At 43.5% G+C, this 14,464-nt stretch carries 15 protein-coding genes; 1 reads left to right on the plus strand and 14 read right to left on the minus strand.

Going from position 1 to position 14,464, the window contains the following annotated elements:
• Positions 1 to 84 precede the first annotated feature (84 nt).
• The 13 genes from ACQYAD_RS12470 to ACQYAD_RS12530 form a co-directional block, all read right to left on the minus strand.
• Positions 85 to 858, minus strand: a complete 774-nt coding sequence (locus ACQYAD_RS12470) for an SDR family oxidoreductase (RefSeq protein ID WP_430238586.1) — start codon at positions 856 to 858, stop codon at positions 85 to 87.
• Between the two features lie 100 nt (positions 859 to 958).
• Entirely contained in the window at positions 959 to 2,164 is a 1,206-nt protein-coding gene (locus tag ACQYAD_RS12475) for an acyl-CoA dehydrogenase (protein WP_430238588.1), read from the minus strand.
• 85 nt (positions 2,165 to 2,249) lie between these two features.
• Positions 2,250 to 2,642: a PaaI family thioesterase gene (locus ACQYAD_RS12480; protein ID WP_430238589.1), complete on the minus strand. Its 393-nt coding sequence runs from the start codon at positions 2,640 to 2,642 to the stop codon at positions 2,250 to 2,252.
• 20 nt (positions 2,643 to 2,662) lie between these two features.
• The gene (locus tag ACQYAD_RS12485; RefSeq protein ID WP_430238591.1) at positions 2,663 to 3,070 is read right to left on the minus strand and encodes a PaaI family thioesterase; all 408 of its coding nucleotides are present in this window, start codon (positions 3,068 to 3,070) and stop codon (positions 2,663 to 2,665) included.
• Between the two features lie 18 nt (positions 3,071 to 3,088).
• A complete protein-coding gene (locus tag ACQYAD_RS12490) occupies positions 3,089 to 4,270 on the minus strand; it encodes a thiolase family protein (RefSeq protein ID WP_430238592.1) in 1,182 nt (393 codons plus the stop codon).
• Between the two features lie 23 nt (positions 4,271 to 4,293).
• Positions 4,294 to 5,442: an acyl-CoA dehydrogenase family protein gene (locus tag ACQYAD_RS12495; RefSeq protein WP_430238593.1), complete on the minus strand. Its 1,149-nt coding sequence runs from the start codon at positions 5,440 to 5,442 to the stop codon at positions 4,294 to 4,296.
• Between the two features lie 12 nt (positions 5,443 to 5,454).
• Positions 5,455 to 6,996, minus strand: coding sequence for a long-chain-fatty-acid--CoA ligase (locus ACQYAD_RS12500; protein ID WP_430238594.1), 1,542 nt, complete (start codon positions 6,994 to 6,996; stop codon positions 5,455 to 5,457).
• Positions 6,997 to 7,257: 261 nt separating this feature from the next.
• A complete protein-coding gene (locus ACQYAD_RS12505; RefSeq protein ID WP_430238596.1) occupies positions 7,258 to 8,178 on the minus strand; it encodes a ketopantoate reductase family protein in 921 nt (306 codons plus the stop codon).
• An 83-nt stretch (positions 8,179 to 8,261) separates the two neighbouring features.
• The gene (locus ACQYAD_RS12510) at positions 8,262 to 9,032 is read right to left on the minus strand and encodes a class II aldolase/adducin family protein (protein ID WP_430238597.1); all 771 of its coding nucleotides are present in this window, start codon (positions 9,030 to 9,032) and stop codon (positions 8,262 to 8,264) included.
• A 34-nt stretch (positions 9,033 to 9,066) separates the two neighbouring features.
• Positions 9,067 to 9,474 carry a MaoC/PaaZ C-terminal domain-containing protein gene (locus ACQYAD_RS12515; protein ID WP_430238599.1) on the minus strand — a complete coding sequence of 136 codons (408 nt, stop codon included), beginning with the start codon at positions 9,472 to 9,474 and terminating at the stop codon, positions 9,067 to 9,069.
• Positions 9,471 to 9,920, minus strand: a complete 450-nt coding sequence (locus tag ACQYAD_RS12520) for a MaoC family dehydratase N-terminal domain-containing protein (RefSeq protein WP_430238601.1) — start codon at positions 9,918 to 9,920, stop codon at positions 9,471 to 9,473. The genes ACQYAD_RS12515 and ACQYAD_RS12520 overlap by 4 nt, the downstream gene beginning before the upstream one ends.
• Before the next feature lie 16 nt (positions 9,921 to 9,936).
• Entirely contained in the window at positions 9,937 to 10,701 is a 765-nt protein-coding gene (gene fabG / locus ACQYAD_RS12525) for a 3-oxoacyl-ACP reductase FabG (protein ID WP_430238603.1), read from the minus strand.
• A gap of 110 nt (positions 10,702 to 10,811) precedes the next feature.
• Positions 10,812 to 11,990 carry an acyl-CoA dehydrogenase family protein gene (locus ACQYAD_RS12530; RefSeq protein WP_430238605.1) on the minus strand — a complete coding sequence of 393 codons (1,179 nt, stop codon included), beginning with the start codon at positions 11,988 to 11,990 and terminating at the stop codon, positions 10,812 to 10,814.
• A 234-nt stretch (positions 11,991 to 12,224) separates the two neighbouring features.
• Here ACQYAD_RS12530 and ACQYAD_RS12535 point away from each other — a divergent pair, with 234 nt between their 5' ends.
• Positions 12,225 to 12,752 carry an N-acetyltransferase family protein gene (locus ACQYAD_RS12535; RefSeq protein WP_430238607.1) on the plus strand — a complete coding sequence of 176 codons (528 nt, stop codon included), beginning with the start codon at positions 12,225 to 12,227 and terminating at the stop codon, positions 12,750 to 12,752.
• Between the two features lie 551 nt (positions 12,753 to 13,303).
• Here the strand turns inward: ACQYAD_RS12535 and ACQYAD_RS12540 are convergent.
• Positions 13,304 to 14,453, minus strand: a protein-coding gene (locus ACQYAD_RS12540; RefSeq protein ID WP_430238609.1) for an IS3 family transposase whose coding sequence is annotated in 2 segments (ribosomal slippage) — positions 13,304 to 14,180 and positions 14,179 to 14,453 — 1,152 coding nt in all. Because the reading frame shifts where the segments join, the coding sequence is not laid out codon by codon here.
• Positions 14,454 to 14,464 lie beyond the last annotated feature (11 nt).

Here is a 14,464-nt window from a genome sequence, read left to right on the forward strand (position 1 = left end):
CGACTTTTCTCATTGACCTTTCGCGGCGATTTTTCCCTCTGACAGGTCTCGAACAAAAACCCCATAACATTAACCAAATTTCCCTTACATTGCATTTGCGCCGCCGTCGACAACAACAACTTCCCCGGTAATAAAGTCAGAAGCTTTGGAAGCCAAGAAAAGGGCAACCCCTTTCAAATCATTGTCACTACCGAATTTTCGAAGTGGTGTCCCTTCAAGAATCGCGTCCCTTCCCTGTTCAATCAATGCCCTTGACATTTTTGTCGGGAAAAATCCTGGAGCGATCGCATTTACATAAATTCCTTTCGGCCCCCATTTCACTGCCAAATCTTTAGTGAATGTAATTACAGCACCTTTGCTGGAATTATAACCGATTGCATCCATGTACTTCGGGTTCGAACCCTTTAAACCCGCAACCGAAGCGATATTAATGATTTTGCCAGCTTGCTGCTCAAGCATAACTTTTCCAACTGCCTGTGACATCAAAAAAGTCCCTGTCACATTTGTGTTGATAACCTTCTGCCATGCTTCGAGCGGCATTTCTTCAACAGGTGCTCCCCACGAAGCGCCGCTGTTGTTGACTAAAATATCGATGCGGCCAAATTTCGCAATTATTTGTTCAACCACCTGTTTCACGTCTTCCGGATTGCTGACATCGCATTTAAGGGCGAGCGAATCAACGCCCAATTTTTTCAGGCTTTCACTAACTTGTTCACACGCCTCTACTCTTCGCGAACAAACCACGACATTTGCGCCTGCTTCCGCAAAGCCTTCGGCAATTTGCTTCCCTAATCCGCGGCCGCCTCCGGTTACGACGGCTACTTTTCCTTTTAGGTCAAAAAGCTCCTTTACATGCATGTTCCTACCCCCATCCGCCTCTTTTCATAAAATAATGAGTTGAATCCGTTTGCATATTTGCACGTCATTTCTTCATTTATGAACCGACAGTTTCCCTTAGTTATCTGTATTTTTTCAATTCATAGCGAGCAATCGCTCTGCGATGCACTTCATCCGGTCCGTCCGCCAGCCTTAAAGTTCGAATATTTGCCCAGCTTGCAGCAAGCGGGAAATCATCACTGACCCCGGCTCCTCCGAGTGCTTGAATCGCGCGGTCGATCACCTTTAAGGCCATGTTTGGAGCCACGACCTTAATCATCGCAATTTCGCCTTTTGCCTCTTTATTACCAACCGTATCCATCATGTACGCTGCTTTAAGGGTCAACAGTCTTGCTTGCTCAATTTCAATTCTGGAATCAGCAATCCATTGTTGAATTACACCTTGTTCAGCAAGTTTTTTACCAAAAGCGGTACGACTTTGAACACGTTTACACATTTCTTCTAATGCTCTTTCCGCAGCGCCGATCGAGCGCATACAATGGTGAATCCGTCCCGGCCCTAGCCTTCCTTGAGCAATCGCGAACCCTTTCCCTTCACCCCATAACATGTTCGTTGCTGGCACGCGGACATTGTTGTATTCAATTTCTGCATGGCCGTGCGGGGCATGATCATAGCCGAATACCGGTAAAACGCGTTTAATCGTAACTCCTGGCGTATCAAGTGGTACCAAAATCATTGATTGCTGTTCATAGGTTGGGGCATTCGGATCATTTTTGCCCATTACAATCGCAATTTTACAGCGGGGATCGCCAGCTCCGGAAGACCACCATTTCGTTCCGTTGATGACATATTCATCGCCATCGCGAACAATGCTGGCCTGAATATTGGTCGCATCTGATGAAGCAACCTCCGGCTCAGTCATCGAAAAACAAGAACGAATCTCGCCCTTTAGCAGAGGCTTTAACCATTGTTCTTTTTGCTCCTCTGTCCCATAGCGGACAAGTACTTCCATATTGCCAGTATCGGGAGCTGCGCAATTGAAAACTTCTGGGGCTATGCTCGAACGTCCCATAATCTCACAAAGCGGAGCATACTCTAAATTCGTCAGGCCGGCGCCATATTCGCTTTCCGGCAAAAATAAATTCCATAACCCAGCTTTCTTGGCCTTTTCCTTTAATTCTTCCATAATGGGCGGAATTTTGGAAAAACGATCTTTTTTGTCAATTTGTTCAGCATACACTTTTTCATTCGGGTAAATGTATTCATCCATAAAAGCCGTTAATTTGTTTTGCAGCTCTTTCACTTTATCCGAGTAGTCAAAATTCATCATTGCACCTCCAACCGACATACTTACCAGTCGGTATGTTAATGATTATATTATACATAATTTTTAGAATTTTCAAGTTAATATTTTATGAATCTCGTAAAATTTTATAAACTCCTGTTCCGGTTGCGATTAACTGTTGTTTTTCGCCAATGATTTTCGCCTCTGCCATCGCAACCTTATATCCTTTCTGGATAATTTTTGCGGTTGCCATGATTTCTCCCGTACTAACAGGTGCAAGATAATGGACGTTTAAATTCATCACTGAAGTTTTTGTTTTGTAAATGGATTGAATGACCATGGTTTGTATACTTTCCAGCATCGCTGCATGAACACCACCGTGCAACGTCTGGTTCAAATTGTGGTGATCGGGTTGCACCAACAGCTTTAGAGCAACACTGTCCACATCCAGCTGTACCATTTCAAATCCAAGATGGTTTAGGAACGAATTTTGTGTTAAATTTTGTAAAAATTCAGCCAATGTTTCGCCTCCTCTCTTGATCAACGTTTTAATCCTAGAGAATCCAGTGAGAGTATATCCATCGGCTTGATTTTAAACGTACCAATTGCTTTAGCAATTAGCGTATCGCTGTCGTCAATTACCACGCCTTCAGCAGTAACATAATTTTCCTGGTGATCGAGAATGATTGTTTTGGCAAAATAGTTTTCTTTTGCGCTTAGATCGAAGAAGGTTAAATTTAATTGAATCGTTGTTGCGAATGCTTGAAATTGTTTCGAAACTTGTGCACCCATGACTGTGTCCAACATTGTTGAAAGGGCGCCAGAGTGAACAATACCATCTTCCTGTAACAAATGCTTCTGTAAGGGTAGTTTTAAACGAAATCCCAGTTCCGCAGACTCCTCGCTTACAAAACCAAGTTTTTCAAAAAATGTTGAATTAAGTTTCAATGATTTACCCCCTTTCCATTAGACAAGCTCAACCATCAGCGCCATTCCTTGACCGCCGCCGATACAAAGAGTGGCAATACCCCGTTTTTCCTGACGGCGAACCATTTCATGAATTAACGTTGTAAGAATTTTTGCCCCCGTTGCCCCAAGCGGATGGCCAAGTGCAATCGCTCCCCCGTTTACATTCACTTTTTCCGAATCTAACCCCAGCTCGCGAATAACAGCAAGCGCTTGTGAGGCAAAAGCTTCATTCAGTTCAATTAAGCCGATGTCATCCAAGCTATAACCTGTGCGTGCCAATAGTTTTTTTACAGCAGGGACGGGACCAATTCCCATCACTTCAGGGGAAACACCTACAGCCGCCCAATCGACAATTTTGGCAATTGGATGCAGCCCAAGTTCAGCCGCTTTCTCACTGGAGGTTAATACGAGTGCTGCCGCACCATCATTCCTGCCGCATGCATTTCCCGCAGTTACGGTACCATTGGGTTTGAAAGCTGGTTTTAGTTTCTCGAGCGCTTCCATTGTTGTTTCGGGTCTGGGATGTTCGTCTGTTGCAAAAAGAAATTGACGCTTGCGCTCTGTCACTTCAACCGGAACAATTTCGCCAGCAAATTTCCCAGCTTCAATGGCGGCAGCCGCCCGTCGCTGACTTTCAAGGGCAAAAGCATCCTGGTCTTTGCGCGAAACCTTGAATCGTTCCGCGACATTTTCTGCGGTTATCCCCATTCCAAGCTGATTTCCATATATTTCGTTTGGCTGCTGCCCTGCTTCAGTATTTGAATCAATGAGTCTGGCATTGTCACCGCCAAACCGGGAGTTTCTAAGATAAATAGGTGCATTGCTCATGCTTTCTGTTCCGCCAGCAATGACGATCTCTGCCTGGCCACAAGCAATTTGCTGAGCCGCAGAGGCTACGGCCTGGAGCCCTGAAGCGCACAAGCGGTTTATTGTAAAAGCAGGTGTTGTTTCCGGTACACCGACTCTTAGTGCCGCTACCCTTGCCACATTGGATGATTCTGTTGATTGTCTGACCTCACCTAAAATGACTTCATCCACTTGATTTGCCTCAATCCCGGCCCGCTTGATCGCTTCTTTGATAGCGATTGCGGCTAATTGTCCGGAATTCAGTGATTTTAATGAGCCGCCATATCTTCCAACCGGCGTACGAACCGCACTGACAATCACAATCTCCTTCATATAGATGCTCCTCTCAAAGCAATTTAGCTATATTCTTTTTCCAGTTGGGCAGCAATAATATTTTTCTGAATCTCGGACGTTCCTTCGTATATTCTTGTAATTCGCGCATCCCGATAGAACCTTTCAATCGGATAATCAGCAATATAACCTAGTCCACCATGGATTTGAACCGCTTTGTCAGCCACGCGGTTATAAACCTCGGAACCATACAATTTTAACATTGCGGCTTCCTTGATAACCTTCATGCCCTGATCGACCATCCAGGCAACGCGATACGTAAACGACCGTAATGTTTCAATCTCAACTGCCATCTCTGCAAGCATGTGGCTGATTGCTTGATTTTTAATAATCGGCTTGCCAAACTGGATACGCTCTTTTGCATATCGAGTCGACATCTCCAACAATTTTTGACATGAGCCAAGGTTCCTTGCTGCAAGGCCCGCACGTCCATTAGCTAAAATTTTTAACGCATTTACATACCCTTGCCCTTCTGCGCCGAGAACATTTTCCGCTGGAACCTCGCAATCTTCAAAAATTAATTCAGCCGAATGCGATCCTCTTAATCCCATTTTCCGTTCGACAGCGCCAACCTTGAATCCAGGAAAATCTTTTTCAACAATGAACGATGTGATCCCTTTTGCCCCCTTATCTGGATCGGTTGCAGCCATGACCGTAAAAACGCTGGCTTCGGTGGCATTTGTAATATAATGCTTTAAACCATTTAAAATATATTTATCCCCTTTTTTGACTGCCGTTGTTTTTAGGTTGGCCGCATTTGACCCAGCATCCGGCTCTGTCAAAGCAAAGGCACCCAGCTTTTCCCCGCTCGCCATCTCCGGCAAATACTTTCGCTTCTGTTCTTCATTCCCCATTTCAACAATGCCAACAGTGCCAATCCCTGTATGGGATCCGATCAGCGTCGTATAGCCATTGTGCGTTTGACCGATTTCCTCAAAAAGAGCGCATTTCCCAACCATGCCAATCCCAAGACCGCCATATTCTTCTGGAATGCTTAAACCAAATAAACCCATTTCTTTTGATAAAGCGAGAATGCGCTCAGGGATCTGGTTTTCCTCTTCAATTTGCATGGCAACAGCTTCAACTTCTGTTTGAATAAAATCGCGGACATTTCTTTTTAAAAATACTATGTCTTCCTCAAATTCAAAATTCATCATGTACACCTCCTATTTTTCTACCAGCATTCGTTTTAATAGTTTACCAACCGTATTTCGCGGCAATGAATCTCTAATTTCATATACTTTCGGAACTTTGTAGCGGGTTAATTGCTGATAACAAAATTCCTTCAGTTCGTTTAAGTCAATGTTTCTCCCTTGCTTTGGTACGACAAATGCTTTCACCATTTCGCCAAATTCCGGATCCGGCACCCCGACGACCGCTGCTTCCTGTATATCCGGGTGCTCATATAAAACTCCTTCGATTTCCTGCGGGTATACATTAAAACCGCCGATTAGGATCATTTCTTTTTTCCGGCCGACAATGTAAAAATAACCATCTTCATCCACCGTTGCCAAATCCCCCGTGTAGAGCCAGCCGTCTCTTAATGCCTCCCTCGTTTCTTCTGGCTTATTCCAATAGCCAAGCATCACTTGTGGTCCTCTGATTAACAATTCACCAACGGTTTTAATGGGAAGATCTTCACCGTTTTCATTTACTATCCGGCATTCGGTTCCAGGCAGCGGGATGCCGATGCTGCCAACTTTTCGCAGCCCATCCGGCGGATTTCGATGCGTGGACGGCGATGTTTCCGATAGGCCGTACCCTTCGCCGATTGATGCGCCTGTGAGCCTTTCGAATTTTTTTAACACTTCTACAGGAAGCGGTGCCGAGCCGCTTGAGCAAAATTTGAAACAATTTAATTCGTATTGTTCAATTTCGGGATGGTTGACGAATGCGTTGTACATTTTTGGTACACCTGGAAAGAAAGTCGGCCGATGTTTTGCGATGTTCGCAAGTGCCTCGTCAACTTGAAATTTTTTCATTAAAATATTTGACGCACCGATGTAAATTCCAAGATTCATGCCGGCGGTCATCCCATACACATGATAAAGGGGCGTAGCTGTTAACACGGTTTCTTTGCCAAACAACATTTTTTCTCCGTAAAGGGCTTTGCTTTGCATAACATTTGCCACTAAATTATAATGCGTCAGCATGGCGCCTTTCTTTTTCCCGGTTGTTCCGCCGGTATATTGAATCACCGCAACATCTGTTTTTGCCGAAACCGGGCAAGTGGACTCAAGCGGTTTGCTGGCAGCTTCGATCAGTTCGTCAATGGATAGGCAATTTCCGATCGTGTCCGACGCTTCGCTCAGAAAAACATTTTTAAAAATGAATGATGGCAGTTCCGCGATTTTTGCATAATTTTCCGGTTCGACCACAAGGTGCTCGACACCGGCATCCTGAAAAATTTCAAGCAATTCTCTTGGTGTATACATTGGATTGACCTGGACGATGATCAATCCAAGCTTTAATGCGGCATAATAGGCGGTCACATAGGATGGATGATTAGAGATCATCAAACCAATCCGTTCGCCTTTCCTGCATCCAACTTGAAGTAGGGCACATGCGAGCCGGTCGACTTTTTCTTTTAATACTTGGTAGCTGATTAGTTGATTTTTGTAAATGATCGCCGTCTGTGTCGGAAATTTCAAAGTTGTTCGATCGAGTAAGGCATATAGATTTATTTCAGGAATTTCTCCGCTTTGCACTTGCTGTTTCACCTCGCTTAAACAAATTTGGTTTTGCGCAAACCCGGTTTAACCGCGTAATTATGCGTTTTATCGGTGGATTTAATTTTATCCGCGGAATTTTGAAATTTATCCGCGAGATCGATCCTTTTATCCGTGAAATTTGATCATTTATCCGTAGACTTTTCCCTTTTATCCGCGTGTTTTTGCGATTTATCCGGATTTAAGACAACGATTCCAGGTGCATCAATTTCTCTGCTTTTCCCTTTCTCCCGGAATCTTCTAAGTTTTCCTCTCGATTTTTGACTGATAACTTAATAGATTGTAAACTGTCTCTAGTACTGGTGTTGCGACGCCCAGTTCCTTTCCTTTCCTGATCACATAGCCGCAAATTGATTCCAATTCGAGCGGCTTCCCCTTCAATTTATCCTGCAGCATTGACGTTTGATGGTTTACAGCCAATTTCCCCTGCTCAATAATTTTTTCATAAAAATTTTCTTCAATCGGAATGCCGATTTTCCTGGCGACAACAATTGCTTCTTTGCAAGTTTTCACTGCTATCGTATACAGTTCCTCTGACTCGTAAATTGCGCCTACCTTTGTTTCTGTTAACGCTGTCAGCGGATTGAATGTAATATTCCAAAATAGTTTTTTCCATTTTGTTTCTAACACATTGTTTGAAAAAATAGTCTGGATGCCGGCATCATTGAAAAGGTTTGCTAGTTTCTTGGCATTTTCAGATGTCTTATTTTCCAGTGCACCGATCACCAATCGAGGATGTAAACCAATTTGTCTTATGACTCCAGGCTCCGTTACTTCAGCTTGAATGTACGTTGCAGCTGCAAATACTCGCTGTTGGCCAAATAGTTCAGCAAGAATCTCCTCATTATCCACACCATTTTGTAACGTTAGAATCAAACAATCTTTTTTTAGGAATGGAATAAATTGTTCGGCAACTTCTTTTGTGGCATTTGCTTTTACACAAAACAGAAGAAGATCGACATCGGAAAAATCTTCATATCTTCCAGTGAAATCACCATCAATATGGAAACTTGCCGCGTCGCCATTTACCGTTAGCCCGTTTTCCTTCAATTTTTCAAGCGTTCTATTCCTTGCCAAAAAAAGCACTTTGTGGCCAGCTCTTTGTAATTGTCCGCCAAAATATCCGCCAACTGCACCGGTTCCAGCTACGCCAATTTTCAATTAAGATCCACCCTTTACAGTAAGACTATGTAACGCAATATGGGTGAAAAGAGAAAAAGGAATTCACTTTTCACCCAATTGTTTTACTCGAGCAGGTCTGGCTGTTCTTTTACAATTCTTTGCCAAAGAGGTTGGAACTGGAACCAGCCGGCTTCGCTCGTGCCCACTTGACCATAGGTGATTTTAGCATAGTCATCGTCGATCAAAATGGGTGTTCCCGCCGCTTCGGCAAGTAATTGGGCTTGACAGGAGCGATCCATCGTAATAAACCACCATACAGCTTCATCGACTGATTTTCCAACGGTCAACAAACCATGATTTCGCAAAATACAAGCTTTTTTCTTCCCGAGTGCTTTGCCAATTCGCTTTCCTTCCTCTGTATCCAAAACAACCCCTGTGTAATCATCAAAGATCGAATGATCATTGTACAATGCGCATGCATCTTGGGTAATCGGATCGAGCAGCCGTCCAAGTGTCGACCATGATTTCCCATAGACCGAATGCGAATGAGCGGCGGCAATCACATCTGGACGAGCAGCGTGAACCTGGGAATGGATCGCAAATGCGGCACGATTCACAACTCGATGTTTCCCTTCCACAACATCGCCGGTATGATTGCAAAGAATAAGATCGGATGCTTTAATTTGGCTAAAATGCATGCCAAACGGATTTACCCAGAAGTGATCTTTTTTCTCAGGGTCACGAGCCGTGATGTGTCCGGCAACCCCTTCGTCAAAACCAAATTTTGAAAACAACCGGAAGGAGGCTGCGAGCTTTTGTTTCAAGTACAGTCGTTCTTCTTCAATCGTCGCAAACACTGGCGGCTTATAACTAAGTTCCATTTTGACCGTCATATGTCAAATCCTTTCCTTTGCAAAAATACGTTGCTTAAACAGAATACAGTTTATAGAAGACCTCGCCTTTGATTGCTTCTTTTCCATGCTGGTTTTCTGCTTTTACTGTAAATTTCAGGCCTAATTCGTTTTTTTCCTGCAAAGCCGCTTTTAACGTAATGACATCATCCAAAAACACCATTCCTTTAAAGCGAATTGAATAATCCTGTATGAATCCTTCCTCATAAAAAGGGGTAAATAATTTTGCTAAGTTGCCCATCGTCCACATTCCATGTGCAATAATTCCGGGAAGACCGGCGTTTTTTGCTTCCTCGTCAATTGTATGGATGGGATTGTAGTCGCCTGAGGCACCTGCATACTTGATTAAATCAATCCTTGAAACAGGCTCAAGCCTGATATCTTCTAAGGATTCACCAATTTCCAAGTTTTTGAGCCTGCTCATCGAGTTGCCACCTTCCTTACCGCTTCACTAATTATGACCGTTTGTTTCGACGTGAAAATGGTGTTCCCTTCCAGATCTTCGCCAATTGCTTCAATGACAAGAAAACCCATTTCACCAAAGTTTCCTTTTTTCTCAAAATAGTCTTTTACTACCGAGAAGCAGCGAATTTCCTCCCCGACAACGAGCGGGCGTTCATAATGATAGGTTTGCTCCCCATGGATAAGCCCTTTTTTTGGCAGGTTCAGTCCTTCGATCACTCCATAATCAAAAACGCGCGGGAAGGTCGGCGGTGCGATATTTTTCCCAAAACGAGATTTTTTTCCGGTTTCTTCATCAAAATAAATCGGATGCAGGTCGCCGATTGCTTCAGCAAATTTTTTAACCGCACCGCGTTCGACGATGTTTTTCACCTTCTCCGATTGTTTGCCAATTTGATCTTTAAACACTGGAAAATCCCTCCTGTTAATTTTTTGGCCCGCCGGCAACGTAGATAACTTGCCCATTTACGAATGACGATTTTTCATCGGCAAAAAAGGCTACAGCATTGGCGATGTCTTCTGGTTTTCCGCTTCTTCCCACAGGGATCTTCGCTATACTTGCATGAATCAATTCGTCAAAAGAGATTCCGATTCTCGCAGCTGTTGCTTTTGTCATATCGGTTTCAATGAAACCCGGAGCAACCGCGTTTGCCGTTATTCCGTATTTTCCAAGTTCGATCGCAAGCGTTTTGGTAAAGCCCTGCAAGCCAGCTTTAGCTGTTGCATAATTTGCCTGCCCTCGATTCCCCAATGCAGAAGTGGAAGAAATGTTGATAATCCGCCCATATTTTCGCTCAACCATGTATTTTTGAACCGCGCGTGTTGCATTAAAGGAGCCTTTTAAATGGACGTCCATAACTGTTTGCCAATCGGAGTCCGTCATTTTAAAAAGAAGATTATCGCGAATCACACCTGCGTTATTGACTAAAATATCGACAGAGCCAAAAGCATCGACAACTTCTTTAACAGCAGTTTCGACTTCCTCGGCATTGACGACATTGGCAACCTTTGAATAGACTTCATATCCTTTCTCTTTTAACTCACTTGTCGTTTCACTTAAGGCTTCCTCATTCAGATCGATAAATGCAACCTTCGCACCACCCTTAGCGAACTCCTCAACAATCCCCTTGCCAATTCCGCGGCTTCCGCCCGTTACAAACGCAACCCTACCAGCAAATCTTCCAGCCATTCTTCATTCCTCCTAAAGTTTTTAGATAACGCTTTCAAAATTATTGCTAGCTAATCAAAATTTATTTCTTAACTTTGTTAACTGTCTAGCTCCGACAATCTGCCCTTTTCTTATAAACCTTGCCCAATTTTCACATGACCTTTGATTAAGTTTCGGGCAATGATCATGCGTTGGATTTCATCAGTGCCATCGTAAATTCTCCATAGCCTTGCCTCGCGATACCATCGCTCAATCGGCAGTTCTCTCGTATAGCCCATACCGCCATGGATTTGCAGAACCCTGTCGACAACACGGTTGCCCATATTCGCTCCATAAAGCTTTGCCATTGATGCAAAATGGCGGTTGTCTTCTCCCTGATCAAGGGTGAAAGCGGCATTTAGCACAAGCCACCTTGCAGCCTCAATCTCGACAGCTGAATCGGCAATTTGCCATTGAATGGCCTGCCGTTCAGCGATTGGCTTGCCAAAAGTTACCCGCTCTTTCGCATAATCAATTGCCATTTGCAGCAAACGTTCTGCAGCACCAACTGCACGGGCACCAACAATCCATCTTGCAAAACCGATCCACTCAAGACCAAGATTGTAGCCTTTATGAAGTTCACCAAGAATATTTTCTTCAGGGACACGAACATTTTCAAACACAAGACCGGCTGGACCCCATTCCCCCATCGTATGTATATACTCGGATTTCCAGCCCATTTCCCGGTCAACGATGAAACAAGTGACGCCTTCACGCCCTCTGCTCGTTTTATGCCGTTCTTTATCCGTGATCGCAATCGCCATCACAAAGTCGGCTTCATTTCCCCCAGTAATAAACGTTTTTTCACCATTTAGCACCCATTCACTTCCATCTTTTACTGCAGTCATTTTGATGTTCTGTGTATCGGACCCGGCTCCAGGCTCGGTCATCGCAAAACACGATTTCTTCTCACCGTTAATCGTTGGGATTAAGTATTTTTTCTTTTGCTCCTCGTTTCCGTAATAAAGGATGTTGTCAGCTGAACCGCCGAATTGGAACGGAACAAACGTTTTGGAAACCTCCATTAAAACAAGCGCCATCATCATCTGTCCAAGGTTGGCTCCACCGTACTCTTCAGGGGTGTTAATTCCCCAGAAACCAGCTTCTTTAGCCTTTAATTGGAGTTCCTTTAATTTTCCCGGCTCCAAGCTCGGGCGCCCTTCCCGTTCGTTGCGGAGAACTTCGTTTTCCAACGGCATTAACTCTTTTTCTACAAATCTGCGAATGGTTTTTTGCACCATTCGTTGTTCATCTGTCAAACGTAAATGCATATCCTTCACTCCTATCGTATACTTTAAAAATGTGACAATCCTGCTACAAACTATATGCTAAATTCCAGATGAACATACCTACCGGTTGGTATGTACCATTATTCTATTCTGATTTTTCAGATAAAACAAGTATTTTTAAAAAAATTTTTAGCCTTTTTAAAAATTAATTGCAATTAAATGTGAGAAAAGCTAACATGATAGATAAATAGGATGAATTACAGGGGCTGAATTGACATGCAAACAGAGTATACGGTTCGAGATGCAACGATAAATGATTTACCTGCGATTGTTGAAATCTATAACTCTACAATCGCAAGCCGGATGGTTACGGCAGATACAGAACCTGTAACGGTGGAAAGCAGGAAAAAGTGGTTTTTTGATCATTCTCCTGAAGCACGGCCTTTGTGGGTGATCGAAAAGGATGGGCAAATTGCCGGCTGGGTCAGCTTTCAATCGTTTTATGGGCGGCCAGCCTATAACGGGACAGTGGAGATCAGCATTTATATCCATTCAGATTATCGCGGTAGAAAATTGGGGAAGTTTCTAATGGAGTACGCGATTGGCGAGTGTCCAAATTTGAACATCAAAACATTGCTTGCGTTCATTTTTGGCCACAATAAGCGAAGTTTGAAATTATTTGATTCCTTTGGGTTTGAGAAATGGGCGCATCTGCCAAATATTGCGGAATTGGATGGAATCGAGCGAGACTTAATCATTCTCGGAAAACGAATCGAGCAGAACAAGCGGCGTGAACTAAATTAAGCGAACAACTTCTGGATTATTAAAAACGAGCAAAAGATTTTTGCTCGTTTTTAAATGCTAGTTTACCGAAGTTAAATAATCCTTAAGTGCCAGTTGCAAAGTTCCTTTCATTTCTGCCTTGTTTTTGAACGTAAGCCCCAAATGAATCATTTTTCGCACGATTTCCGGACGCAAGCCGGTATGGTGCTACAAGAAGTCAAGACAGTTTTTTTGAAAAATTAAGGTGTATACAAGATTAAATTACTTAGATATTTCTATAATACAAGGGTCTTGATCTCCTCTTCCTGTATGGAAATTGAGGGGAATAGCGCCAATTAGATATTGTCCACAGGTGGAGGACATAGTATAAGCGAAGGCGTGGGAGAAATGGTTTCCTCCTACACCCAAGATCACCCCAAAGCGCTGAAATGTTGGTAAAATTTCATCCTCTTCATAAAAGATTGGTTCGTTAGAACGAATCTTTTATGAAGAGGGCAGCAAGCGAAGCGCGGTAGGATTTTTTAAGTTTAGATATAAATATAAGACAACTTTCTTGACGAACACCGCTACTGTTATTCACATGTGGATAACAGTACAACATCCCGGTTATACACAGCAGCTGGTGTATGGTTATCCAATGACTGGTGTGGTAAGTAGTGGTTGTGTAGATGGATATAGCGTTCCACACCTTGCCTCGTTTCTCGCGGGCTAGTATAGTCGTTGATATAAATCTCATTGTACTTCAGGCTACGCCAGAACCGTTCTATAACGATGTTGTCCTTTGCACGGCCTTTGCCATCCATGCTGATGCGGATTTCGTTCTCCTTTAGCAAATCTGTGTACTGTGGGCTGGTAAAGTGGCTCCCTTGATCACTGTTAATAATGGCGGGTTTGCATTTGGCTAGCGCCCTTCTCATAGTCTCTAATACGAACCCGATTTCAAGGCTTTGATCCAATTGCCAATCCACAATGAAGCGAGAATACCAATCCATGATGGCGTAGAGGTACATCCAGCCTTGCTTCATCCGGATATACGTGATATCCACACTCCAAACCTGGTCGGGCTGAGTAATGTTTAGCCCTCGAAGTAGGTAGGGGTAGATCCGGTGCTGGAGATCCCGTTTGCTAAGGTTCGGACCGGGATAGATAGCCATAATACCCATCTCTCGCATGTACTTTCTTACTGTATTTTCGTGAATAAGATCCCCTTCTCGATTCATAATGGCAGCTATCTTTCGATAGCCCAGAAAAGAATGCTTTGTGTATAGCTCATCAATCCGGTGCTTGAGGCGAATTTCCTCCGGAGAGGGAGGGACCGGCTTATAGTAAAGACTGGTGCGGTTTAGATTAAGTAAATCCGCTTGTACGAGGATGGAGTGTTCGGAGCAATCCCATTCTATGAGATCAATACGCTCTTCACGAGTAAAGTTAGAGGCCAGATTTTTTTTTAAGCCACGACAATTGGGTGGTTAACTTACCAACCTCGGCGTAGAGTTCATTGATTTGTTGTTCATATTCTTTTTTCATTTTGGTGATACCTTTACGATCATCAACAAACAGCTGTGAGAGGTTTTGTACCACCTCGGATTTCCACCGGTTGAGGACATTGGTATGGATCCCATGCTCAGAAGCGAGCTGTGAAACTGACTTTTCTTCCTTTAGGATTTCCAGTACAATTTGCGCTTTTTCTTCTGGGTTAAACTTTCTTCGAGTGGTTGACATACAACTAAGAA

The organism is Neobacillus sp. SM06 (assembly GCF_050496765.1).
GTDB lineage: Bacteria > Bacillota > Bacilli > Bacillales > Cytobacillaceae > JAEVLT01.